At 67.0% G+C, this 22,823-nt stretch carries 17 protein-coding genes; 16 read left to right on the top strand and 1 reads right to left on the bottom strand.

All coding sequences use genetic code 11. The annotated features are described in order from the left end of the window. The 5 genes from NA4_RS41645 to NA4_RS28690 all read left to right on the top strand — a co-directional run. Positions 1-714, top strand: a 714-nt coding sequence (locus NA4_RS41645; RefSeq protein WP_307188602.1) for a hypothetical protein, incomplete at its 5' end; no start/stop codon positions are given. Positions 715-725: 11 nt separating this feature from the next. Beyond that, entirely contained in the window at positions 726-1,094 is a 369-nt protein-coding gene (locus tag NA4_RS28705) for a hypothetical protein (RefSeq protein WP_245671631.1), read from the top strand. 35 nt (positions 1,095-1,129) lie between these two features. Then, positions 1,130-1,447, top strand: a complete 318-nt coding sequence (locus tag NA4_RS28700) for a hypothetical protein (RefSeq protein WP_067476893.1) — start codon at positions 1,130-1,132, stop codon at positions 1,445-1,447. Positions 1,448-1,454: 7 nt separating this feature from the next. Further along, positions 1,455-3,920, top strand: a complete 2,466-nt coding sequence (locus NA4_RS28695) for a hypothetical protein (RefSeq protein ID WP_067476890.1) — start codon at positions 1,455-1,457, stop codon at positions 3,918-3,920. A 142-nt stretch (positions 3,921-4,062) separates the two neighbouring features. Next, entirely contained in the window at positions 4,063-5,952 is a 1,890-nt protein-coding gene (locus NA4_RS28690; RefSeq protein ID WP_084497516.1) for a type VII secretion target, read from the top strand. A 490-nt stretch (positions 5,953-6,442) separates the two neighbouring features. Here NA4_RS28690 and NA4_RS40845 read toward each other — a convergent pair whose 3' ends face one another. Then, the gene (locus NA4_RS40845; RefSeq protein WP_067476884.1) at positions 6,443-7,504 is read right to left on the bottom strand and encodes a hypothetical protein; all 1,062 of its coding nucleotides are present in this window, start codon (positions 7,502-7,504) and stop codon (positions 6,443-6,445) included. Positions 7,505-7,684: 180 nt separating this feature from the next. Here NA4_RS40845 and NA4_RS28680 point away from each other — a divergent pair, with 180 nt between their 5' ends. The 11 genes from NA4_RS28680 to NA4_RS42240 all read left to right on the top strand — a co-directional run. Further along, positions 7,685-8,632 carry a C40 family peptidase gene (locus NA4_RS28680; protein WP_067476880.1) on the top strand — a complete coding sequence of 316 codons (948 nt, stop codon included), beginning with the start codon at positions 7,685-7,687 and terminating at the stop codon, positions 8,630-8,632. A gap of 27 nt (positions 8,633-8,659) precedes the next feature. Then, positions 8,660-10,297: a WXG100 family type VII secretion target gene (locus NA4_RS28675; RefSeq protein ID WP_067476877.1), complete on the top strand. Its 1,638-nt coding sequence runs from the start codon at positions 8,660-8,662 to the stop codon at positions 10,295-10,297. A gap of 601 nt (positions 10,298-10,898) precedes the next feature. After that, positions 10,899-12,659, top strand: a complete 1,761-nt coding sequence (gene eccA, locus NA4_RS28670; protein ID WP_067476875.1) for a type VII secretion AAA-ATPase EccA — start codon at positions 10,899-10,901, stop codon at positions 12,657-12,659. Positions 12,660-12,829: 170 nt separating this feature from the next. Beyond that, complete coding sequence (eccB, locus tag NA4_RS28665) at positions 12,830-14,380, top strand: type VII secretion protein EccB (RefSeq protein ID WP_067476872.1); 1,551 nt, start codon at positions 12,830-12,832, stop codon at positions 14,378-14,380. Then, positions 14,380-18,390: a type VII secretion protein EccCa gene (eccCa, locus tag NA4_RS28660; RefSeq protein ID WP_084497513.1), complete on the top strand. Its 4,011-nt coding sequence runs from the start codon at positions 14,380-14,382 to the stop codon at positions 18,388-18,390. The genes eccB and eccCa overlap by 1 nt, the downstream gene beginning before the upstream one ends. A 370-nt stretch (positions 18,391-18,760) precedes the next feature. Further along, positions 18,761-19,075, top strand: coding sequence for a WXG100 family type VII secretion target (locus tag NA4_RS28655; protein ID WP_067476869.1), 315 nt, complete (start codon positions 18,761-18,763; stop codon positions 19,073-19,075). A 38-nt stretch (positions 19,076-19,113) separates the two neighbouring features. Continuing rightward, positions 19,114-19,416: a hypothetical protein gene (locus NA4_RS28650; protein WP_067476866.1), complete on the top strand. Its 303-nt coding sequence runs from the start codon at positions 19,114-19,116 to the stop codon at positions 19,414-19,416. Between the two features lie 436 nt (positions 19,417-19,852). Further along, entirely contained in the window at positions 19,853-20,167 is a 315-nt protein-coding gene (locus NA4_RS28645) for a hypothetical protein (protein WP_067476863.1), read from the top strand. Positions 20,168-20,197: 30 nt separating this feature from the next. Beyond that, complete coding sequence (locus NA4_RS28640; RefSeq protein WP_067476860.1) at positions 20,198-21,550, top strand: PPE domain-containing protein; 1,353 nt, start codon at positions 20,198-20,200, stop codon at positions 21,548-21,550. Between the two features lie 138 nt (positions 21,551-21,688). Then, the gene (locus tag NA4_RS28635; protein WP_067476857.1) at positions 21,689-22,519 is read left to right on the top strand and encodes an ESX secretion-associated protein EspG; all 831 of its coding nucleotides are present in this window, start codon (positions 21,689-21,691) and stop codon (positions 22,517-22,519) included. Positions 22,520-22,553: 34 nt separating this feature from the next. Then, positions 22,554-22,823 (top strand): hypothetical protein (locus tag NA4_RS42240; protein WP_218022442.1); only part of this gene is annotated, 270 nt, incomplete at its 3' end.

Here is a 22,823-nt window from a genome sequence, read left to right as displayed (position 1 = left end):
GGCATGAGCGAGCCGGTCCCGGATGTCACCGTCGCCGATACGATCCGGTGGTTGCACGACGAGGGGCTGGTGCGTCTCGCCGGGGTCGCGGAAGGCATGCCGGAGACGATCGTCGCCTACACGATCGATATCGCGACCGGAACCGTCACTGCGCATCCCGCGACCGGAGGCGGTGTCGGCGCGGACGCGGTGTCATTGGCCGCCGATGATCTGCCGTACCCGGTCGGCACCGCCAAGCGCCTGGTGATCGCTGGTGTCACGACGACGGATTCGGTGCTGGTGATCGACTTGGCCGCGACCCTCGCGATCGCGATCAACGCCGATCACCCCGAGCAGGCGGCGCGGTCCTGGGCGATGCAGTTGCTGCTGAACCCGGAGATCACCATCACCACCAACAGCGCCGACGTCGCGATCGGCACCAGCGCCCGGCTGCGGCAGAGTTTCATCCCCGGCGGGGGCGCCACCCTGGTGAACATCGACGACATGCAGCCGCCGGTCACCGCGGTGACGTTGAACGCGACCACCGACGGTCCCGATCATCTCGACGTCGCCGCCGACGGCACCGGGGAGATGTATCTGGGCGCGCGATTTTGGCAGCTGCGCCAGGTCATGCGCATCGAAGACGCGGCGTGGTCGGCGTTGGCGGCGCGCCTGGACGCCACGTCCGACGACGGCGGCTACGCCATCAGTTCTCAACCTGCCGAACGATTCTGAGAGAGCACCCGATGACCGACATGCACTCGATCGACACGGACGATTTCGACGTCGACGACAATCTCGACGCAGCACCGCCGGACTGGCGGAGCCGGACCTACGAGGTGTTCAACCCCGATCACACCGTCGGCGTCGGTTGCGACCGCGACGGGGAGATCATCGGCCTCCACATCACCGACGATGCCCGCGACAACGGCGACTCCTGGCTGGCCGCCGAGATCGTCCGGCTCGCCCGGCTGGCGCATGCCAAGTCACGGGTGGGGTTGCGCGCCGAGATGGAGTACAACGGCACTCGCCCCTACACGATCGACTCGTTCGATCTTCCGACCGAGGCGTCGTATCGCGCCATGGAGGAGTCCGAGTTCCGACGCGATTCCTGACAGCAGAGCTTCGACTTTCGAGATAGGACACCGACATGACCGACGGTTTGGATACGGACGAGCCCGACGAGGTCGCCCTCTCTTGGCGCAAGTACCGGACGGCGGACACCACGTTCGGTGAGCGGGTCGAGCAGATCGTCGGAAAATTCCAGGTCCCAGGAGGTCCGAAGTCGGAGCTCGATCTGGACCACAGTAAGTACACGAATGCGGTGCGACGACTCATCCGTGCCCACGTGCATGCGGATGGCCGCCGTAGGGTCGCGGTCGATGGGCACGTCACGGAGACCGTCGCCGCATACGTGCGCACGGACCAGGCCGGAGCCGCCGGGGTTCGCCGCACCGAGCCCACCTGATCCTTCGATGGAACCGGAGCGCAACAGCCCGTACTGGCGCGAGATAGTCCGCGACAACTGGCCGGAGATCGGCCCGTCGCACTGGAACGATCTCGAACGCGTTGCGCGCGAAGGTGCGCAGTCGCTGGACCTGTTCGACGTCGAAGGCCGCCTCCGCGACTTCCACGAGCGGGTCCGCTCCGGCGAGGGGTTGGAACCGGTCAAGCTGGACATGCTTCGCCGCCGCGCGAAGCAACAGCTGTTCGTCGACGCTCTGGACGATGCGGCGGATGCGTTCCGGGGTTTCGCCGATGTGGTGCGCCGAACGCGGAACCAGATCCTGGACATCGTCGGGGACGCCACCGAGCGGATCAACGACACCAAGCGCGCCGCGGCGGCGGAGGAGGACGAATCCGACGCCCAGGCCATCAGGGACCGGATTCCCGGCATCATCGCCGCCGCGCGGGACGACGTCGAGGACGTCGTCCGGAATGCGCGGAGCTACCCCTTGCCCGAGCTGCCGATGGGGCTGCCGGACCATGTACCGGGCAGGGGAGACGGGCGAGATGGCGATCCGCAACACCGGCCCGCCCACGACCACTCCGGCGACCAACGGCAGAGCCGGCCACGAGGGCGGCCCGTACCGCAAGACGCTCTCCCGATACCACTGTTTCCGGATATCCCCGGACATGAGGCCCAGATCGACCCGCTCACGCCGGGAACCGAAATCGAGCCTCCGTCGAATTCTGGTTCCACGGACAGCGCTCCCGTCCCCCCTCCGTCGACGAGCCCAACCCCGGTGACGACTACTCCCGGTCCGACGACTACTCCCGGTCCGACCACCACCCCCGTTGGCTACTCACCCGGCGCCGGCACCGATTACGGATCGGACGCGCCCGCAGGAGGCCCCGCGCGTGCGCAGGGCAGCGACAGCGAGCCCTCCGATTCGGACCGGGATGTCTCGGCGGATGACGCCCATGAGGACACGACTTCCGTGGACCCCTCGGCCGAGGGAACGGAGTCGACCACCCATGACGGTTCGACCAGCGTTTCGGCCGAGGAATCGGGTCACGCGGGCGGTTCCGAACCGTTCACCGCCGCGACAAGCGCTCCGACGGCCGACCCGACCGCCGCGGCGCCCCCGCTCATCGTTGCGCCACCCATCGCACCACCAGCACCCGCCGCATCGGGAGTATCGGCGGTATCGGCCGCTCCGTCCGGATCGGGGGTATCCGCCCCCGCGGCGCAGGCGGGCTCGGGACCTCCGCCGGTGCAGGCCAAGCCGGCGGCGCCACCGGCCGACTCGCGCGGGCAGGTCGTCGCGCCGAAGATCACAGCGGGCCCGTCGGCGCCGCCGTCGGCAGTGTCCAGCGTTGCGGGCAAGGAGCCGCCGGAGCGGACCAACCAGCGCTCGGACACCGCGAAGAGCGAGAACGAGGGCAGCGACGAGCTGGTCCGCGACGTGGTGGGCGCGGCCATGACCTCTGCCGCCGCGCCCGCGTTCGTGCTGGGCGAGCGGGTCGACGGTGACCTGGTACTGGCCCGCACGTTGCTGAGCGGCGTGCTGGCCGCGGGCGGCGACGCGGTCGTCGGCCTGGGCTGGGCGGTGTCGGTGATGCGGCATCCGAGCGGTGTCAGCGCGTTCGTGACCTCGAACGAAGGTCGCGGTTGGTTGCCCGCCGGGCTGTATCTGCCGCGTGAGGTGTCCACGCCGTGGGTCTGGGAGGTCGCCGAGGGGAGCGGGTGGGAGGGCGTCGCCGACCCCGCGCGGGTGCTGGCCGAGTTCGGGCTGGCCTGGGGGCGCAAGTCCGGCGCCCGGTTGACGGCGGTCGTGTCGTCCGGCGAGATCGACGCGGATCTGCACAGGCAGCTGGGTGACGTGCCGATGCAGGGTGAGGTGGCCGCCTCATCTGCGATGGATCTCAGCGCGCCGAAGCCGGGGCTGGTCGACCGTCTCGAACTGGTCGGCGCGCCGCCGCTGGTACAGCGCGCGATGGCGACGCCGGAAGCCGAGATCGCGCGGCGATGCTGGCAATTGGCCTCGGACGCGCACGTTCGCGTGCACAAGGGCCGTCTCGGTTCCCCGGCCGCGCTGGGGGCCCCCGCGGCACGCGACCGCATCCTCGCCGCGTTGCGGCAGCGCCGCGAGGTGCCGCAGGAGTTGTGGGAGGAGTTGCGCGACGCCGATGACCTGCTCGCCGCGTCGATGCTGGCACATCGTGCCGACGTGTCCCGTGTGACGCTGGGCGAGTTGCGCGCCGACGACGGCAGGTCGGCCTCGGAGATGAGCGCCCTGCGCGCCATGGTCTTCGAGCGGCGCTGCGACGAGCTGGTGCTGCTGCTGGCGGACGCCGCGACGCGTCAGAACCTGCGCGACGCGGTGTACGCCCACGCACAGCTGGTAGGCCATCCGGCTTTCGTCGAACCGGCCGCGCCGGGGCCCGCGGGCGGTCCCGCTCGTCGCCCGACCATCACGGCGGGTCCGGGGCGTTGAGCCTGCCAGCATGAATCGCCCGAAAGATATTGTTGCCCAATGGATTAAATCTTTCGATGGGGTCATGCGCGCGCATGGCTCCCCATGCCTGGGAAGGATCGACAATAGGAAGACCTGTGGTGGGAAAGGATTCTGATCGAGCATGCCAGACCGGGACAGTATTCACATCGACCCCGCGGTATTGCGTTACATGGCCCTCCAGCACGACCGGGTCGAGGCCGATACTCGGGCATGGTCCAAACCACCGGCGGACTGGCTCGCGAATTTCCTGCCCACCTACGGAAAAATCGCCTGGCCGGTCTACGAGGCGCTGGAGAAGTATTACGACGCCCGGCAGCGTGCGGGTGAGGCGCTGGCCGACGAGCACCGCCGCACCGCCGCGTCGTTGCGCGCGTCCGCGGACGCCTACGAACAAGGCGACGAGGCGTTGGCTTCGACTATCCGGCAAGCCGGTGGCCTGACCGACGACGGCCGATCATCGTTCCCGACGCCCCCTGGCGGAACATCCCCCGATCCCCTCGATCCGGGCGGGCCTGCGCAACCGGTCGCCCCTCCGCCCGGCGGCCCGCCCGGCGGACCGACCTCCGTTGGACCGGAGACCACCCAGAGCAGCCCGCTCGGCGCGGAACCCGGGCAGAATGGGGCGACGCCGTCGAACACCGGTACGCCATCCGGAGTGGTCACGCCGCCGACGGATTCCGCTAGCGGCACACCGAACCCGAACCCGAACGCCACGACATCGACCGGCCCATCGAGTACCGGTGTGACGGCGCCGACCGGGGCGGGCATGCCACCTGGCGCCGGACCCGTCTACTCCTCGGACGACCGAGGGTCAGGGCAGCCGCCAAGCGGCGCGACCGGTCGGACGGATCTGCCGCCCATGCCGCTGCCGGTCTCGACTCCGTTCGGGGCGGCCGTCGCCGCGGCCAAGGACAAGGAAGCCGAACCGGCGTATGTGGTCGGCGGCCAGGTGAACGACGACCTGGTGCTGGCGAAGACCCTGCTCGGCAGTGTGCTGGCGGCAGTGGACTCCCCGGTGGGCATGGCCTGGGCGGTAGCGGTACTACGGGGTCCAGGCGGAGCAGGCGTATTCATCACCTCGAACGAAGGCCGTGGCTGGTTGCCCGCAGGCCTGTTCCTGCCACGGGAGGTCTCCACCCCGTGGAACTGGGACGAGTTGCTGACCGAGGCGGACGGCAGCGGATCGCCGTGGGAGGGAGTGACCGACCCGGCCCGGGTGCTGGCCGAATTCGGGCTGGCCTGGGGTGCCAAGGCGAATGCGCAATTGTCGGCCTTGGTTTCGTCCGGACCTATCGACCCCGGCTTGCGTTCCCGATTCAGTGACGCGGCGATGGAAGGACTCGTCGCTCCGTCCTACGACGTCGATCTGCGCGAATTCACCCCGGACACGGCCGATCGGCTCGGCCTGACCGGGTCGATCGCGGCCCTCGAACACGTGTCGGCGGTCCCCGACGCGCAGGTCCGGTCCCGTTGCATGGAACTCGCCGCCGACGCGCACGCGCAGGTCGGGCGATCCGGACCGGTGCCGGCCGAGGCTGCTGCGTCACGACAGGTGCGGGAGCGCATTCTCGCCGCACTGCAGGCCGGACAGGCGGTGCCGCCCGACCTGTGGAACGAACTGCGCGACGCCGACGATCTGCTGGCGGCCTCGATGCTCGGACAGCGGGTCGATGTCGGCCGGGTGGAGATCGGGCAGCTGCGCGTGGACGCCGGGGTTTCGTCCTTGCGCAGCATGGTGTTCGAGCGTCGGTGCAACGAGCTGGCGCTGTTGCTCGCGGACGAGTCGAGCAGGCAGACGCTGCGCGACGCCGTGTACGCGCACGAACAGATCACGCAGCATCCACAGTTCGTCTCGACTCCGGCGCCGGTGTCCACCGCCGTCCAGCCCGAGCGCGTCGCCCGGCCCACGGTCCCGTCTGTCACCGCACCGGATGTCGCTGCGGGGCCGCCGCCTACCGCCGTGATCGCGCCGTCGACGCCACCCCCGGTGGCGCCTCCGGAGCGGTCGTGAGAGCGAGAACCCGAGTTCGCGATGTAGTACGCCGTGTTGATCGGGGCCGAACGCTGATGGCGGGCAGGTGACAAACCACCGGTGATCGGCTGGGGCAGAGCACTGTGCTTGCCCCAGCCGCCGGCCGATCGGCGGTCGCCCCGATCATGAACGTCGCAGCGCACCCGAAGTGCACCGCATATGGGAGGCTGCCGCTCGGAATCCTGGATATGTATGGGCGACAACGTCACTCGTGATGGTGACGACCTTGTCCTGCGGACCTACGGCGGCGGCATGTGCACGTGGATCTGAAGAATCCAGGACGGTGGCGAACCCATCGTGGACGAGCCGTGGACCGCGGCCGACAGCGCCCAAGTGCGCTTGATCCGGGCTGCAGTGGGCTGCTAGTGCGCTGGACTACCAGTCGCTTCTGCAGCCGGTGCCCCGGTGTCGGGCACCGACCGCGTCGGAACGCGAATCGTCTTGCGCGCCAGCCGGCCTACCCGGCCGGCTACGCCTCGATGACGGGGCTCTGCTCCGGCACCGCTTCGTCCTCCGGTGCGGGCTCTTCTTGGCCCGGCTGTCCGTTCGGCGGTACGTTCCGAGCCCGCCGGGCCTGCACTTGGCCGGGCGGCATAGTAGCCGCGGCCGGAACCACATTCGGATCGCCCGAAGCGTTCGCGGCCGGTGTCGCGTTGGGATCGGCCGGGGCGGGTGCGTTCGGATCGCCCGGCGGCGTCGCCGGGGCGGGCGCGGGCTGATTGCCGGGCGGCGGAGGTGTGGCGGCCTTCTGCTCGGCCTTCTCCGCTTTCTCGGCCCTGTCCTCTTCGGCCTTCTGCAGCATTTCCGGTATCTGCGCGACCAGCGGCGCCGCCGCCATCAGCGGCATCATCAGCATCGGAAGCAACGAAGACAGTCCGCCGTCACCGCCGCCCCCGCCGCCGCTCGGCGCGCCGCCGCCACCACCGCCACCACCGGCCTGGCCCCCGCTGGAGCCCTTTCCGCCGTTGGCGACCTCCTCATTGAGGTCGGCGATCGCGGTGACCTTGTCGTACACCGCTTCCACGGCGGCGGCGACAGCCTTCAGTAAGGGCAGCTCTTGGGCGGGCTTGAGTTTGGCGTTGCCTGCGGCCTTCAGCTTCGCGTTGAGCTCGGCCACGATGTTCTTGATCGAACGCAAGGCCTGTACCTGTTCGGCGGCTACCGTGACCGAGGACTTGATCACCTTGTTGTCCATTTGCAGCAACTGCAGCTGCCTGGCCTCGACCTTGTCGACGGTTTTCCGGTATGCCTCGTCGGCCTTGCCCTTACCGAGGGCTTCGTAGAACGCGGGCTCGAGCAAATCGTCCACTTTCGGCGGTGGCGTGGTCATGCCACGGCCGAGCAGGTCGACGGCGGTTTGAATCGCGGTGTCCGCCAGCCCGATGAAGGCACGCAGCCCCTCCGAGGCGCCGGGTGGGCAATGCAGATCTACCAGCCAGAAGTGCTTGGCCTCGGCGGCGACGGTCGCCAACGGTGTGGACGCCAGCGTTGCCGCCTTGCCGGCTTTGGTTTCCGCCGCCGTTGGTGCCATGCCCTCGCCACCGCCTCTCAGAAGTCCTCACCCATTGTCTCGGCTTCCCGAGATTGGGAAGGAGTGCATAGTTTCAAGAACCCCACCATGAATGGGAATACGGCGGAATCGGTACGGGCGAACAATGGTTGGTCAGAATTGCGAGAGGCGGTCGGTGATGAGCGATGGTGAGTCGGTCGAATGGCACCGGGACTGACGAGCGACCTGGACGGAGTGCTCCGATCGCTGCTCGCGCTGTATGGGGACGGCCAACCAGCGGGTCAGTCGGCGGTTGTGAGTCAGGCCCTGGCCGCTGATATGCGTGCCCGTTCCGGTGCGGTGGCGCTGCGCTACGGGGATGCGCTGGGCATGCAGATGTCGGCGGCGGAATCGCATGCGGGCAAGGACAGCCTGGTCAGCAAGGCCGTCGGCGAGTCGGGCGACGGCACGGTCAATGGCCGGGGACGTCTGGGTAATCAGATCGCGGATTTCCAAACACGGGCCCAGGCGATCGCTTCGGTCGCCGATACGCGTTTCAGTGGTCCCGCGCTCCTCGATGCGGCGCAGACCACCATCACCAATGCCACGAAACAGGTCAATGCCGATATCGCGGCCGCACAGCAGCAAGCCGCGAAGATCATGCCACCTGCCGTTCCGCAGACGCGCCAGGCGCGGCACGGGCCGTCGTCGCGCAGACGGCGGCGAACGCGCAGCAGGTCGAGATCGGCCTCGCGGCTGCGGCGGCGCGGTATGGTTCCCTCCGACGGGACGACGGGCGGCAACGCGGTACGCGCCGCGAGCGACTGGCTCGGCGCGCCCTATGTCTGGGGCGGGGGCGGCGCTGGTGGACCCAGCGGTGGCGGATTCGACTGCTCGGGCCTCACCCAGTACGCGATCGCCCAGGCCAGTAACGGCGAAGTGGTATTGCCCCGCACCACCTACGAGCAGATCTACAGCGGGGTCCGGGTGCATCCCGACGACGTGCGGCCGGGCGACCTGGTGTTCCCCGCCGGGTCGTTCAGCGCCAGGGGGCCCGAGCATGTCCAGCTCGCGGCAGGCAACGGCATGGTCATCGAGGCGCCCTACACGGGCTCGACGGTGAAGTGGTCGCGCATGCCCAGCGAGGCCGTCGTCGTCCGAGTCCTGTGAGCCGGTGATCGTGGAGGGGAACCGGCCGTGGCCATAGACCTGCCCCATGAGGTTGCGTTCTTCCTCAACCTGTGCGGAATCCCGTATCCGGACATCAACGAGGACGACGTGCGCGCCCTCGCCAGGCATGTGCGAACCTTCGCCGCGCAGGTGCGGGACACGCACGATTCGGCGACCGGCGTGATCGGCGATATGGGCGCGGTCTATTCGGGCGAATCCTACGACCAGCTGGTCGCCAGCTGGGCGCGCATGAGTTCGACGCATATGGATCGGCTCGAGGACGCCTGCAAGGTCGTGGAGCAAGCGCTCTACGCGGCCGCCACCGTGATCACGGTGGTGAAAGTTGCCGTGCTGGCCGAACTCGCCGCGCTGGCCGCGGCTTACCTATCGATCATGGTGACGCCGCCGCTGGCGCCGTCCGCGCCTCTCGTCGCCGCTGCGGCGCGCCGGATCTGCCATCAGATGCAGGAGTGTCTGATCGCATACATCGCCGCCGAGGTGATCGGCCGGGCCATTGAACCGCTCGAGCAGGCCATCGACGACATGATCAAGGGCATTGTGTACGACGCGACCCGGCACGCGCTCGGCGTGCCCGCGCCGTCGAATGAGCCGAAGCCCCTGCACATCGAACCCGACGAGGTGCACCGCTTCGCCAAGCTGCTCGACGATCACGCCGACGACATCATGCAGCATGCCGCGACCTTCGCGGACAACGTGTCGACCCTGGACTTCACAACACCGGCGAGCTTCGACGACGGGGACGATAGCGTTGCGCCAGGGGGGATCTCGCCGATTGGCCCCAGTGCGACCCCGGACGAGTTCGCTCGTCAGCCGCGGGAACCGTTCGAGTCGCGACCGAGCGCCACCGCGCCGGCGCAGTGGAGCAGCCACGGGCAGCCCGAAACCGGTAATGCGCCCTTCGCGACCCGAGCTGCCATGGACGCACCCGGAACCACGGAACAGCCGTCCGATCGAAGCATTCCCGGAGGCAACCCGGGTGCACGGGCGGACACCGGAGACCGGCCGACACCACCGGCAGGGGGAGCGGACCGTGGTGAATCCGGGCTCGACCCCACGATGAAGCCGTCGGTTGCCGGTGCGGCATCCACCCCGGACTCGCCTGCGGCGGAAAGGCTTTCGACGGGCGATCCACGTTCGACCGGGTCGCACTCCGAGGTGGCGGGGGGGCTGGCCGACCCGGTGCGCTCGGAGTTCGATTCCGCGTCGGCCCGTTCGAGTTCGGTGCCCGACCAGGCGCTTGCCGCCGGTCATCCGCCCGTTCTCGGCAACCCCGCCGAGGGAGGTCCGCCGGGTGCCGCGTCGCCCGCCCGGCAAGCTCCAGGCGCGGCGGCCACGCCGTGGGGCCGTGCCGGACACCTGCCATCGACACCGAAATCGCCGCCCACTCCGGCGCGCTCGGCCGACAACCGGCCAAAGGCACGCACACCCATGGTCACTCCATGGAGCAAGTCGCGCCGGACCAGGGACGTACCGGCCGTGGTGTCCGCGTCGTCCGGCACCAAGCCCTCGCTGCGGATGCTTCGGGAGAACCGGGCTGAGGTGGACAAGGCCGACCGCGTCGCCGCACCCGAAGCGAGCTCGCTGCCACCCCGCGTGACAGCACCGGCGCCCGATCGCGCGGATCCTCCGGCCGCGCGCGCCTGATCGGCACATCCATCGCCCGAGCGTCGGCATGCAGTCCGAACCGGCTACGCCGCAACGACGAAAACCCATTCCCACCAACGGGAATGGGTAGATAAGTGGAGGTGGCGGTGATGGTAGACGTAGACGCAGCGCCGGTTGCGGGTTCGGCCCGTCTGGGGTCTTGTACCCCCGCAACGGCCGGTGGCCTGCCGGTGCCACCGGCCGTTGCTTCTTGGGTTCAGATCGTCAGGATGAGGGACTGACGATCTGTGTTCAGACAGTACCCTCTTCTGTCGGAACGTTCAATAGTGTGCACCTAAATAACGGCAAGAAATTTTCAGAATGTCTGTGACCTGCTGCGCGGCGGCTGGAGGGCCGGATCGCGGCTTGCCAGCCGCCGCCGAAAGGGCCGTCTGCAGGCGGATGATTGCTGACCCCGAAGTGAACATACCGTTGTTCGATGGCACGTTCAAAATTGGCATATCGCCTATGGCTGCGATCGGCGTCCGGATGGTTGCGCGGCAGCCGCGACACTTCCCAAGATTGGGAAGAATTGGAGACCCGCGCGTGACCGCCGGAATCTATCGTTCGATCAGGCAAAATCGGCGGAAGGGAAGTCCGAGTGTCAGCGGCCGAGGACGCGTTCTACACGGGTGTTCAGAATCTTGGGTTGGTTCCGGGTGGGGTGCGCAACGAACAGCATGCGGCGGCGGCGTTCCGGGCTGCCACCGACCTCGACCCGGATATGTGCGATGCCTGGTTGGGGCGCGCCATGGCCGGGGAGGTCACCTCGGAGGTGGTCTACGGCGCCTACCGCTCGGTGCACAACCTCTATCGTGACCAGCAACGGGCGGGTCTGGTCGACCGCGCTCTGTGGTGCCAGGTCGAGATCGGGATGTACGGACTGCGCGTCGCGATGGCCGACCGCGACCAGATCGCCATCGCGCAGGCGTGCTCGTATGCCGAAGGCGGCGAATGGCAAGAGGCCGTTGCCATTCTCGACGAGGTCCCCAGCGACGATGTCGCGGACTTCGTGCGGATGTCACTGTTCTTCCGGACCAAGCAGTGGCCGGACGTCCTCGCGTTGCGCAGCACGCGGACGGTGCTGGAGGACGGTCTGCTGGACATCGCCGCCGAACTGATGGCCGCCCAATCGCTGGCCCACCTGGGCCGCTTCGGTGAAGCCCTGCCGCGCGCACAGCGGATCGTGGAGGACAGCTCCTCGGGCAATCTGTCCTACATCTGGGCCGACGCGCACTTCCTGCTCGGCATGCTGATGCGGCACAACGGCGATCACGACGCCGCCGACAAGATCCTCAAGGGCTTGCAGGGTTCCGCGCTGTGGCCCGAGCGTGAGGAATGGCAGCGCGCCGTCCGGGACAAGTCCTATCGTTTCGAGGTCGCCACTGCCGAACTCATCGCCTCTCGGACGAACAAGTGGGACCCGAAAACGGGTGACGACCCACGCGAGGCGGCCGCCAGCGCGGCGCGCGCCGAACGGGAAAGTCTGCTCGCGGAGGCTTCGGACCTGCTGCAAGCGCAGATCGGCATGGACTCGGTCAAGGAGCAGGTCGACCGGCTCAAGTCCGGCGTGCTGATGGACCAGGTCCGGGCCAAGCGTGGGCTCGCGGTGGATTCGCGCTCGCAGCATCTGATCTTCTCCGGCCCGCCCGGCACCGGCAAGACCACCATCGCGCGCGTGATCGCCAAGATCTTCGCCGGCTTGGGCGTCGTCGAGAACGCCGACGTGATCGAGGTGTCCCGCAACGACATGGTCGGCACGCATCTCGGCCACACGGCGCCGAAGACCAACGCGCTGATCGATTCGGCGCTGGGCGGCGTGCTGTTCATCGACGAGGCGTACACGCTGATCCAGGAAGGCCTTTCCGGCGGCGACGCGTTCGGTAAGGAAGCGGTCGACACTCTGCTGGCAAGGATGGAGAACGACCGGGACAAACTCGTCGTGATCATTGCGGGGTACGAGGACCAGATCGACCGGTTCCTCGCGTCCAATGACGGTCTCGCCTCGCGCTTCACCAAGCGCATCCGGTTCTCCAGCTATGACGCCGACGAACTGGTGCTGATCGCCGAGCATATCGCGCGGAAGAAGGATTCGATTCTCTCCGAGGCGGCGCGCGAGGTACTGCGCTTGCGCTGCGAGGAATTGGCGGGGCAGACCAAGAACGGCAGGCGACTGATCGACCTGGCCGGCAACGGGCGTTTTGTGCGCAATGTGGTCGAGGCTGCCGAAGCCGAGCGCGACTACCGCTTCACCAGAGACAACGCCGACATCGCGTCGATGACCGACGAAGAACTCATGACGATCGATGCGTTCGACGTCACCTCGGCGCTGGAGGGTTTGGCTCCGAGCTCGCGGGTGTGACGGGTCGGCTGGCGCCGGTCGGGACTCTGCGACCGGCACCGAATCGGGAGTCGGCGGCTGAGGAGCACGCGCCGGATCCATCATTCCCACTGTTGGGGACAGAGGTCATATTTCGGGTTGTTACCGGTCGTTAGGGTGTGACAGCAGGTCGGCGGAAGGAATGAAAACCGGTGGCGCGCTTCCGGGTTGTGACCAAGCACCAGATTTCTGGTTGGCGCTTTCTGCTGCGGCGGATCGAACACGCGCTGGTCCGCCGGGATGCCTCGATGATCGACGACCCGCAGCGCGGCCGTTCCACCGCGCTGGCCATCGGCATCGCACTGGCCTGCGTGATCATCGCCGGGGCCGCCGTGCTGGCCTTCTTCAAACCCGCCAAGAAGGTGGGCGACTCGAATATCGTCGCCGAGAAGGACAGCGGCGCACTGTTCGTGCGACTGGGCGGTCGGTTGTTTCCGGCGCTGAATCTGACCTCGGCCCGCTTGATTGTCGGTTCTCCCGACAATCCAGTGAAGGTCTCCCGGGACGAGTTGTCGAAATACCCGCGGGGGCCGTGGGTCGGCATTCCCGGTGCGCCCGGCAGCATCGTCGACACCGACGAAAGAGATTCGATCTGGACGGTGTGCGACACGGCGCGAACCGGCGCCGCGGCACCGGTCAATCCCGCGACGGGTCTGCCGACGGTGAGTCGCTCCGCGGTCCGGACCACCGCGATCGGTGGTCCGCTCACCGTGGACGGTGACGCCATCCGCCCGCTCGGCGATGGCGAGGCCCGGTTGCTGCGTGATGACACCACCACCTGGCTGGTCTACGGAGACGCCGAGAAAGGCGTGGTGCGCGCGTCGATCGATCTCGCGAACACCGCGGTCGCGCTGGCGCTCGGCATCGATTCGACCGCGCCGGTGATGGCCGCGTCCAAGGGCTTGGTCAACGCGATCCCCGAAGTGCCGCCGCTGCGGGTGCCCGATGTGCCGGGCAAGGGGGAGGCCGTCACCTTGAACTCCGGACTCACCACGCCGGTCGGGTCGGTGCTGACCGTGTCGACACCGGATCAGGGCGCCGCGTATTACCTTGTCTCGCAAACAGGTCTGGTGCGGGTGACCGCCGTGCTGGCGGCGATGGTCCGCAACGCGGACTCCCAAGGCTCGGTCTCCACTCGCGCGGTCGGCCCGGACGTGATCGCGGCCAACCTGCGCCCCGGCCAGTGGCCGGGCACGGCGACCTACCCGACCCGCCCCATTCGCCTGGTCGACCCGGAACGCTCCGGCGTGACCTGCTACCGCTGGTCACGCGCCGGGAACGACCCGAACGCGGCCACCGAGCTGCTGGTCGGCAGGCAGCTGCCGCTCACCAAGGAGGAGCAGGGCCGGGCCGTCGATCTGGTGACCTCGGCCGCCTCCCGCGGCTTCACCGCCGACGCGGCCTATCTACCCAGGGACACCGGCCGTTTCGTGCAGGTGACCGGGACCGAACCCGGGTCACCGCTGCGGGAATCGCTGTACTGGGTCTCCGACAGCGGCGTTCGCTACGGCGTGATCACCGAGTCGACAAGCGGCGCCAACGACCCCTCGTTGAGCGCACTCGCGCTGCGCACGCCGGTCCCGGCACCGTGGAGCATCATCTCGCTGTTCGCGGTCGGTCCGGCTTTGTCCCAGAGCGAGGCACGCATTCAGCACGACGGTATTCCGGGCAACAAGATCGTCGCCGGGTTAGGTGGTTCGTAGTGACCAGTACTCGCCGGTTCGTGCGGCCCGCGCGGATGGTGCGCGGACCCAAAGCGCCCGCCGTGACCGAATTGCGGCTGCAACCACCGACGGAGCTGCCCAAGCCGGTTCCGCCGTCGCGGCTGCGCATGATCATGCCCGTGGTGATGGTGGCGGCCATGGCCGGGATGATGGTCATGATGTTCCGCGGCGGCGGGGCCATGAACCCGATGATGCTGATGTTCCCGGTCATGATGCTGGTCTCGATGTTCGGCATGATGGGCGGTTCGTTCGCCGGCAACGGTTCCGGCGGCGCCGCGAGCCTCAACGAGGAACGCAAAGACTACCTGCGCAGCATCACCGACAACCGCAAGACGGTGCACGGTGCCGAAGCCGAACTGCACGCCTTCTTGCGCTACACCCATCCCGGTCCCGATGAGATCGGCCGGCTGATCGGCGGCAAGCGCATGTGGGAGGTGCAGGTCGCGAGTCCGCAGTTCCTGCGCGTGCGGGTCGGCCGTGGGCGCATCGCCAACCAGGTGCGCGTCATCGTCCCCGAGGCCGCGCCCACCTCCGATCTGGATCCGGTCGGCGTCGTCGAGCTGACCCGCTTCGCCAAGGCGTATTCCACGGTCGGCGGCATGCCGGTGGCGATCAATCTGCTGTCCGCGCCGCAGGTCGGCGTCGACGGCGACGCAGACCTGGTGGCCGGGCTGATCCGCGCCATGATCGCCGAGGTGGTCGTGCTGCACGGACCGGATCAGGTGGCGATCGCCGCGGTGCTGTCGAATCCGGACGCGCCGGAATGGGCCTGGCTGAAATGGCTCCCGCACACCCAGCATCCGAGCGACACCGACGCGATCGGTTCCAGCCGGATGGTCTACCGCACCGTCGCCGAGCTGCGCACCAAGGTGCTCGCCGGGCTCAACCGCGGTCCGTTCTCGGCGAATTCGCAACCCACCTTGGATCGCACCCACTACCTGCTGATCGTGGACGTCGGGGGACCGGCCACCGACCGCGATATCTCCGGCATCGATGGCTGCACCTGGTTGCGGCTTGGCAGCACGGAACAGAACCTCCCGCGCGCGCTGCGGTTCACCGTGACCGAGGACCGGTCGCTCAACGAGGTGACCCCGCGAGGCCTGCGCCGCGTCGGAGTCACCGACACACTGTCGGTGGCGGCGATGACAGCGATGGCGCGCAACGTTTCGCCATACCGGTTGTCCACCGTGGTGGAGGCGGTGGCAGCCGAACAAGCCAGCGGCGGCACGTCCTGGGAGGAGATGGTCGGCATCGCCGATCCCGGCGGCATCCGCGTGGAGCAGGCGTGGGTCCGGCGCCGCGACGAGGATCGGGCGCGGTTGAACATCCCCTTCGGCCATGATCCCGCGGGCGGTGTCGTCTATCTCGATATCAAGGAATCGGCCGAAGAGGGCATGGGCCCGCACGGGATGTGCATCGGCGCGACGGGATCTGGCAAGTCGGAATTCCTGCGTACCCTGGTGCTCTCGGCCGTCGCGACGCATTCGCCGGACGTCTTGAACCTGCTGCTCGTCGACTTCAAGGGTGGCGCGACCTTCCTCGGCTTCGACCGGCTGTCCCACGTGACGGCCGTGGTGACGAACATGGAGGAAGAAGCCGACCTGGTCACCCGCATGGAAGACGTGATCAACGGTGAAATGGCACGGCGGCAGCGCATTCTGCGCGACGCGGGAAATTTCGCCAGCGTCGCCGACTACGAACGGGCCCGGGAGCAGGGTGCGGACCTGCGGCCACTGCCGACCCTGCTGATCATTCTCGACGAGTTCGCCGAACTGCTGGAGCAGTACCCGAACTTCTCGAAACTGTTCGTGGCCATCGGCCGGCTCGGTCGATCACTGCGTATCCACTTGCTGCTCGCGTCGCAGAAGGTGCCTGCCAACCGGATGGGTGAGTTGGAAGCGCACCTTTCCTATCGAGTCGCGTTGCGCACCAACCAGACCAGCGACTCACGCGACGCGATCGGCACGGCCGACGCCTACCACCTGCCGAAGAAGCCGGGCTCGGGCTACCTGCGGGTCGGCTCGGGCGACCTGCAGCGGTTCCAGGCCGCTTATGTGGGCGAACGGTATTCGCCGCCCGCGCAGATCTCGGCGGCCTCCGCGCAGCGCGCCAGACGGCCCGGCGGTGGGTACCGGCCGCCGCAGCGGTTCACGGCGGTTCACATCGTCGACACTCGACCGCCCGTGGTGGAGTCTGTCGTGGTCGACAACGCTCCCGAGTCCAGCGACGGAGACTCGATCACGGTGATGGAAGCGGTGTTGCAGCAGCTGACCCGTCATGGGCAGCCCGCGCATCGCATGTGGTTGCCGCCGTTGGTCACCCCACCCACCCTGGAGCGGATGGTTCGCGCCGTGCCGCAAGGGACATTGCAGATGCCATTGGCGTTGGTCGACAAGCCTCGGGAACAGCGCCAGGACGTATGGTCGGTCGATATGTCCGGCGCAGGCGGCCACATGGCAGTCGTCGGCGGCACGCAGTCGGGTAAATCGACAGCGCTGCAAACGCTGATTTTGTCCGCCGCAATGACCCACACGCCGGAGCAGGTCCAGTTCTACTGCTTGGATTTCTCCGGCGGTGGTTTGTCGACATTGGCGAATCTGCCGCACGTGGGTTCGGTCGCGTCGGCCCGCGACAGCGACCGTATCCGGCGTACCATCGCATTGATCACGAACCTGCTGGAGAGCCGGCAATCGCTGTTCGCCGAGTTCGGTATCGACACCACACGCAAATTCCGTGCGATGCGCAGTAATCCGAACCAGCCGCCGCCCTGGCTGGACCGCGATCCCTATGGGGATGTCTTCCTGGTCGTCGACGGCTGGGAGATCGGGTTCGGCACGAACAGTCCTTATCACGACGAGTACACCCCGATCATGGAATCGATCGCCTTGCAGGGGCTGAACTTCGGCATCCATCTGGTGCTCACCAGTTCACGGTGGATCGCGGTCCGGCCTGCGATCAAGGATCTGCTGCAGACTCGGCTCGAAATGCGGTTGGGCGACCTGGCCGATACGGTCTTCAACACGCATCGCGCCGTGGTCGCGGCGATTCCCGCCAACCGCCCGGGCCGCTGTATTTCGAGCGATGGTTTGCACATGCTGACGGCATTGCCGCGTATCGATGGCGTGGGCGATCCGGATTCCGCCGGCGATGGACTCGCCGCCGCGATCGGCGAGATCACCCAGCGCTATCCGGGCAGGCGTGCACCGCAGGTGAAACTGCTGCCGCCGGAAATCGGCCTCGACGAGGTCCGGAGGGGACTTCCGGTGCCGCAGACGCTGGCTCAGCGGCTCGTCGTGCCCTTCGGTGTGCGGGAATCCGATCTACGGCCGGCGGCAATCGATTTCGGAGTGTCGACCCATTTCATCGTGCTGGGCTCGACGGGATCGGGGAAGTCCAGCACATTGGCGGCGCTGCTGGAATCCATTCGGCGCCAGTACGACCCGTCACAGGCGCGCGTACTCCTGATCGATTACCGCCGCAGGCATCTGGAGTCCGTGCCGGAGGAAATGCTCATCGGGCACGTGACCAACGAACGGGACGTACGGGACGCGCTGCCGCCGCTCGTGGAGAAGATGCGCTCCCGGCGTCCGCCGGCGAACGTGACCAGCCGCCAGCTCGCGGAACGGTCGTGGTGGAGCGGACCCGAGGTCTTCGTGGTGATCGATGACTATCACATGGTCGCGCAGCGCGGATCGATGAACCCGCTGGAACCGCTGAAGGAGGTCCTTGTCGACGGTCGCGATACCGGCTTGCATGTGATCGCCGCCCGCAATATCGCGCAGGCAGACTCCGCGCTCTACGACAATGTGATCGGTCAAATGCGGAACTTGAACTGCTCGGGCCTGATCATGGACGGCTCGAAACTCGACGGCGCGCTGATCGGTGACGTGCGTCCCACCAAACAGCCGCCGGGACGAGGCATCCTCGTGGAGCCGATGACGTCGCGCCGAGATCTCGCTCAGGTGGCCTGGGTACCGCAGCAGGTCTGATCGCGGTCGGCCGTCCCAAGGTTGGGAATGAATTACCTTATCTCCATATAGGTACCGCTCGATTCGAGCTGTGTGGTCAAGATCGATTGGAGTCTCGCATGGCACGCCCCACCGCTGCCTCTCCAGATCACCTGCGGGCTGACATGCTCGGCGGCACCCACGCGCCGGCGGCCTGAGCAGACGCGCGCCGAGCGGTCATCCCCGGAGAACCTCAGGAGGTGTCGGTTCTGGAGAAATCCCGGTAATCGGTGTGATCGAGTCCGTCGACGAGCCCGAGCCACGCCTCGAAGATTCCGGCACACAATGAACGAACGTCCTCGGCGAATCCGACCGAGGCAAGATCAACACTTGATGAGAGAGGCGCACAGAGATGGCCGACAACTGGAAATTCAGGGGCGACCAGGAAGACTTGCATGCTTCGGCAGAAAAGCTCTACCTGCAGGCCGACACGTTCAACAACCACCTGCAGATCCTGGATGGTATCAGGCAGGAATACGCCTCGGCGGTCGTGGGTAAAACCGGTACTGCGATCCAGGAAGCGTATGAGGGCGCCCGCCAAAAGGGGAAGGCGCTGGAGCAGATCTTCCGGGATGTCGTTGACGCATTGAATGATTCAGGTGCAAAGTTCGGCGCTCAGGATGAACAGGGTGCGTCGTCGTTCAACCAATACAAGTACGACTTCTGATCCTCGGAACCGGATCCGCCGAGAAAGGTATTTCTAAAATGGCACTGTTCAATGATCCCCATGCGGTCGAAGGCTTGACTATCCGGTCAACGCAGATCCTCGGCGAGATGAACGTCAGCAATGAAGAGCGGGACAAGCTCTGCAAGATGATCGCCGAAGTGTTCACAGGTCATGCCGGTGGCTCGAGTGACGAGCTGCAGAACCGGATCAAGACCAAGGTCGCGGAGTACAACACCGCGCTCGAGAGCCTGAAGAACCGGATCTCGACAGTCAACGGCGTCGACGGCGAGTTCACCTGGATCGACAAGGCGCAGGCCTCGAGGTTCATGGGTATCGGCTGAAGCACGCACGGCCGCACTCGCTTCCCTGAGAAGGCCGAGTTTCCAGTCCGATATGGAAGCCGATCCGGGTGCGGGGACCCGACCCTGCCGTATCGGCATTGATGCCGAATATCTATGACATGGCCGATCGGATCGGGCACATGCTGTCGTCCTCGACGAGTTCGTTCGCGCGGACATCGTCGAGGACGATCGCGTGTATCCAGTGTTTGCGCGGGCCTGGATTGCGCAGGGCTCGACGTCGCGAACCGCGAACGGTGATCCGTCGGCGGATCGCATCGCACGACGCGTTTGCCTCCTGGTGTTGAGGAACCTCATGCGAGCGGCGTGGACGCAGGGGCGAATGCGAGAGAGATGTCCTATCCCCAGCGGTGGGAATAGCTTAACGTTCTGATTGCATCGCTCGACGCGAGCTCGGCGTCCCTCCTTAGGAGCTTTCATGACCTTCGCGATCAATAATTCTGGGCAAGTCACCACTATCGGTGCGCAAGTGGCCGGCGAGACCGCCAACATGGTCGAGGCGATGGGTGTAACCGCTCCGGGCAGCGTTCCGCCGCTTGCGGGTTTCGAGGAGGTGAGCGGCAACATCACCAAGACTTTCTTCGACTTCGCGGTCGACCTCTACGAGAAGGCGGTACGGGGAGCGGAGTACCGAGTGGAAGCTGCGCCGCAACTGCCGGCGGTGGAGGTGTCCTACACCGCAGGAGACAGTGCTGGTAGCGGCCATGTTCACGGTTCGGCATTCGGTAAGTAGCCGAAGCCAGATAGAGCGAAGGCTGATGTCATGCCATCCTTGCCGTTCGCGTTCGCCGCGAGGACGCCCGAAGAGAACATCTACCGGTTGAAAACCGGTTTCGGCGCGGCTGCGTTCGAGATCACTTCGGGCGCCTACGTTGCCTTGTCAGCCGCGTTGGCCGCCACCGCCGCCGGAACAGAAGCCTCGATGAAGGCGCTGGGGCACGAGTGGGAAGGGGCCTCGTCGGAGCGTGCCCAGGCAGCTTTTGGTCAACATGCAGCATGGTTGCACAGACAGTCCGCGCACGCCGCGCAGGCCGCGCAGGTCGCGAAGGCGACCGAGGCGGCATACACGACGGCCCTCGGCGCCATGCTGGGCGTGGAGGTGTGGCTCTTCGATCACTATCGGAGGAGGGCCGAGGTGGCCGCGGCCAGCACGACGAAGCTGGCTCCACTTGCGGCTGGGGCGGCAATAGCCCTCATAGTCGAGTATGGCCTCATCAAGGAGGCCGCGGGTGGGGTCATGTCCGGTTACGATGCCGCAGCATCCGCTGCGCTGGCGATGCTGCCGAACCCGGAAGCCCCAATGCCGATCGTCTTCGGTGGTCCAGAGCCGACACCGGTGGGTTTGTCGTACGGGAACCCGGTTCTCGAGCACTTCTCTCCGGATGTCGGTGACCGTGCTATCTCCGATCTGGGCGAACGCCCTGGTATCGGTGACAAGATCAGTGATCCCGGCACCGATCCGGGTACCGATCCGGGTACCGATCCAGGCAAAGGCGGCCCTGATCCCACTGATCCGACGCCACCGGACCCCACGCAACCGGTGGAGCAGACGCCGGAGGTGGACCCGACGTCGTCGTCCGATTCGTTCGGGAACCCGTCGGCGGACGGCTCCGACACCAGTTCGATGGATCCGCAGGGTTTCTCGGAACAATCGCAGAATTCGACTACCCTTGCCGGGCTGAACGGGGGAGTCGGCAGCCTTGTCGCCCTCAGCATGACCCGCGGCGGACTCGGCGCCATGCCCGGCGCCGCGAGCGGGTTCCGGATGCCGTCCAACTGGTCGCTCGGCCGTGGCACCGCTTTCGGCGCCACGTCGAACCCGACTGCCGTCGGCCCGGGGCGCAACAATCCGCCGCGCGGAGCGACCGCGCCGAAGGCGCAGATGCGGCGGCGCAAGCGTGACGATGACCGTGAGAAGTCGAAGGTCTTCGTGCCCGGCGAACCTCAGGAAGTTCCTGTCCTGGAACAGCCTCCGGTCATCGGTGTGATCGAGTACGCCGACCCCGAACGCCGCGAGGAACACGACGAGTCGGAAACCGAACAGTTGCTGCTGGTCGGTGTCATCGGTGGTGCCGCCGAGGAACCGGCCGCAACCGACCAGGAACGTGCGCGGTGAGGTACACCGTGGCTGAATTCGAGTCGATGGAGAGGAGGCCCTTACAGTTGTCCGTCCGGACGAAGTCAAGGACTCGACGACCAGCGCCGCAGGTTGCCGCGGTGCGTTCGACGGCCCCGATCTGTATTCGGTGCAGGTGTGGAAGCTGATCCGGTATCGATCGAACTGAATGTCGACGCCGCCCTTTTGTTGAAAGACATGGTGGGCATCGATTCCTATCCTGCGGTGCTCGGGCTGTCACCCAATGTCTACCGGCTCGAGGATCAGGAGCGGGTTCACGCTGTGGTAGCGCCGCAACTCGCCGAGGCGGGCGTTATCGACGGCGACAGGGTGGATCCGACGGTCGAGCATTGGCTACAGTGCCTCTACCGACCGGATATGGAAGTGATGGCTGTTGTCCTATCCACCGGACTGGACGGTGAACCGCAAGGAATGCTGCGGTTTTCCCTGGTGCGCAGCGGCGACACCCATGTGCTCGCCGTGCGCTTCGACGACAACGTGGTCATTCAGACGATGTTCCACGAGGGGCGGAATCTGGATCACGTGACGGCCGCGCTGGCCGCCGCGCTCGGCCCCGCGCAGATACCGCGGTTCACGCCCATGACCACCAGCGTCGAGCAGCTCGACGAGGTGCCTGCGGAACCGGACGAACGACGGCAAGCGTTGCTGGAGTTGGGCGCCCAGCCGCACACCGCCACCGTGCTGACCCGGGCGCTGGCCGAGGTGGAGCGTCGCGCCGAGATCGTGGTGGTCGAGCATCGGGATGGCGGCTCGATCCAGACCGAGGCGTGTGTGAGCGTGCTCGACACGCTCTCGGGGCGGCTGATCGTCACCCCGAGCAGGGCGATGGATGGAGAGATATGGTCCACGTTCGCCCCTGGCGACGATGCGGCTTTGCGGTCGGGTATCGGGGCGTTGATCGACCTGCTGCCCGGCCGAAGTTGGTTCGACACCAGCAGACTGAACTGAACGTCGGACCGTGGTTGTGGAGAGGACGACGGAAATGAACCGAGCACCGAGCAGAAACGGTCATTCGGCCGACGCCGTGCGGGCTCGCGGCGGCTACGACGCGTTCTTCGCACAGACCGGCGAGTTGGCCGACGCGGCTGTGGCACCTCGGCCCGCTGCCGAAACACGCCAGGATGCCGACACGTTCAGTCACGTCGACCCCATTGCCGCAGCGCCGCGCGAGCCGAAGGCGGAAGCCGACCACCGGTCGACGGGGGTGGTAGCTCCGCCGCCAGCGGCGAGTGCGCCACCGCCGCAGGTGAGT

This window comes from Nocardia amamiensis NBRC 102102 (genome assembly GCF_001612745.1).
Classification (GTDB): Bacteria; Actinomycetota; Actinomycetes; order Mycobacteriales; family Mycobacteriaceae; genus Nocardia; species Nocardia amamiensis.
The sequence above is the reverse complement of the archived record's forward strand: the minus strand, read 5'-3'. Positions and strand labels throughout refer to the sequence as shown.

Coding starts and splice junctions, on each gene's coding strand:
- NA4_RS28640 (WP_067476860.1), top strand. CDS start 20,198: ATGCCATCCTTGCCGTTCGCGTTCGCCGCGAGGACGCCCGAAGAGAAC.
- NA4_RS28695 (WP_067476890.1), top strand. CDS start 1,455: ATGGAACCGGAGCGCAACAGCCCGTACTGGCGCGAGATAGTCCGCGAC.
- NA4_RS28645 (WP_067476863.1), top strand. CDS start 19,853: ATGACCTTCGCGATCAATAATTCTGGGCAAGTCACCACTATCGGTGCG.
- NA4_RS28700 (WP_067476893.1), top strand. CDS start 1,130: ATGACCGACGGTTTGGATACGGACGAGCCCGACGAGGTCGCCCTCTCT.
- NA4_RS28650 (WP_067476866.1), top strand. CDS start 19,114: ATGGCACTGTTCAATGATCCCCATGCGGTCGAAGGCTTGACTATCCGG.
- NA4_RS28655 (WP_067476869.1), top strand. CDS start 18,761: ATGGCCGACAACTGGAAATTCAGGGGCGACCAGGAAGACTTGCATGCT.
- NA4_RS28705 (WP_245671631.1), top strand. CDS start 726: ATGACCGACATGCACTCGATCGACACGGACGATTTCGACGTCGACGAC.
- NA4_RS40845 (WP_067476884.1), bottom strand. CDS start 7,504: ATGGCACCAACGGCGGCGGAAACCAAAGCCGGCAAGGCGGCAACGCTG.
- NA4_RS28690 (WP_084497516.1), top strand. CDS start 4,063: ATGCCAGACCGGGACAGTATTCACATCGACCCCGCGGTATTGCGTTAC.
- NA4_RS28680 (WP_067476880.1), top strand. CDS start 7,685: ATGGCACCGGGACTGACGAGCGACCTGGACGGAGTGCTCCGATCGCTG.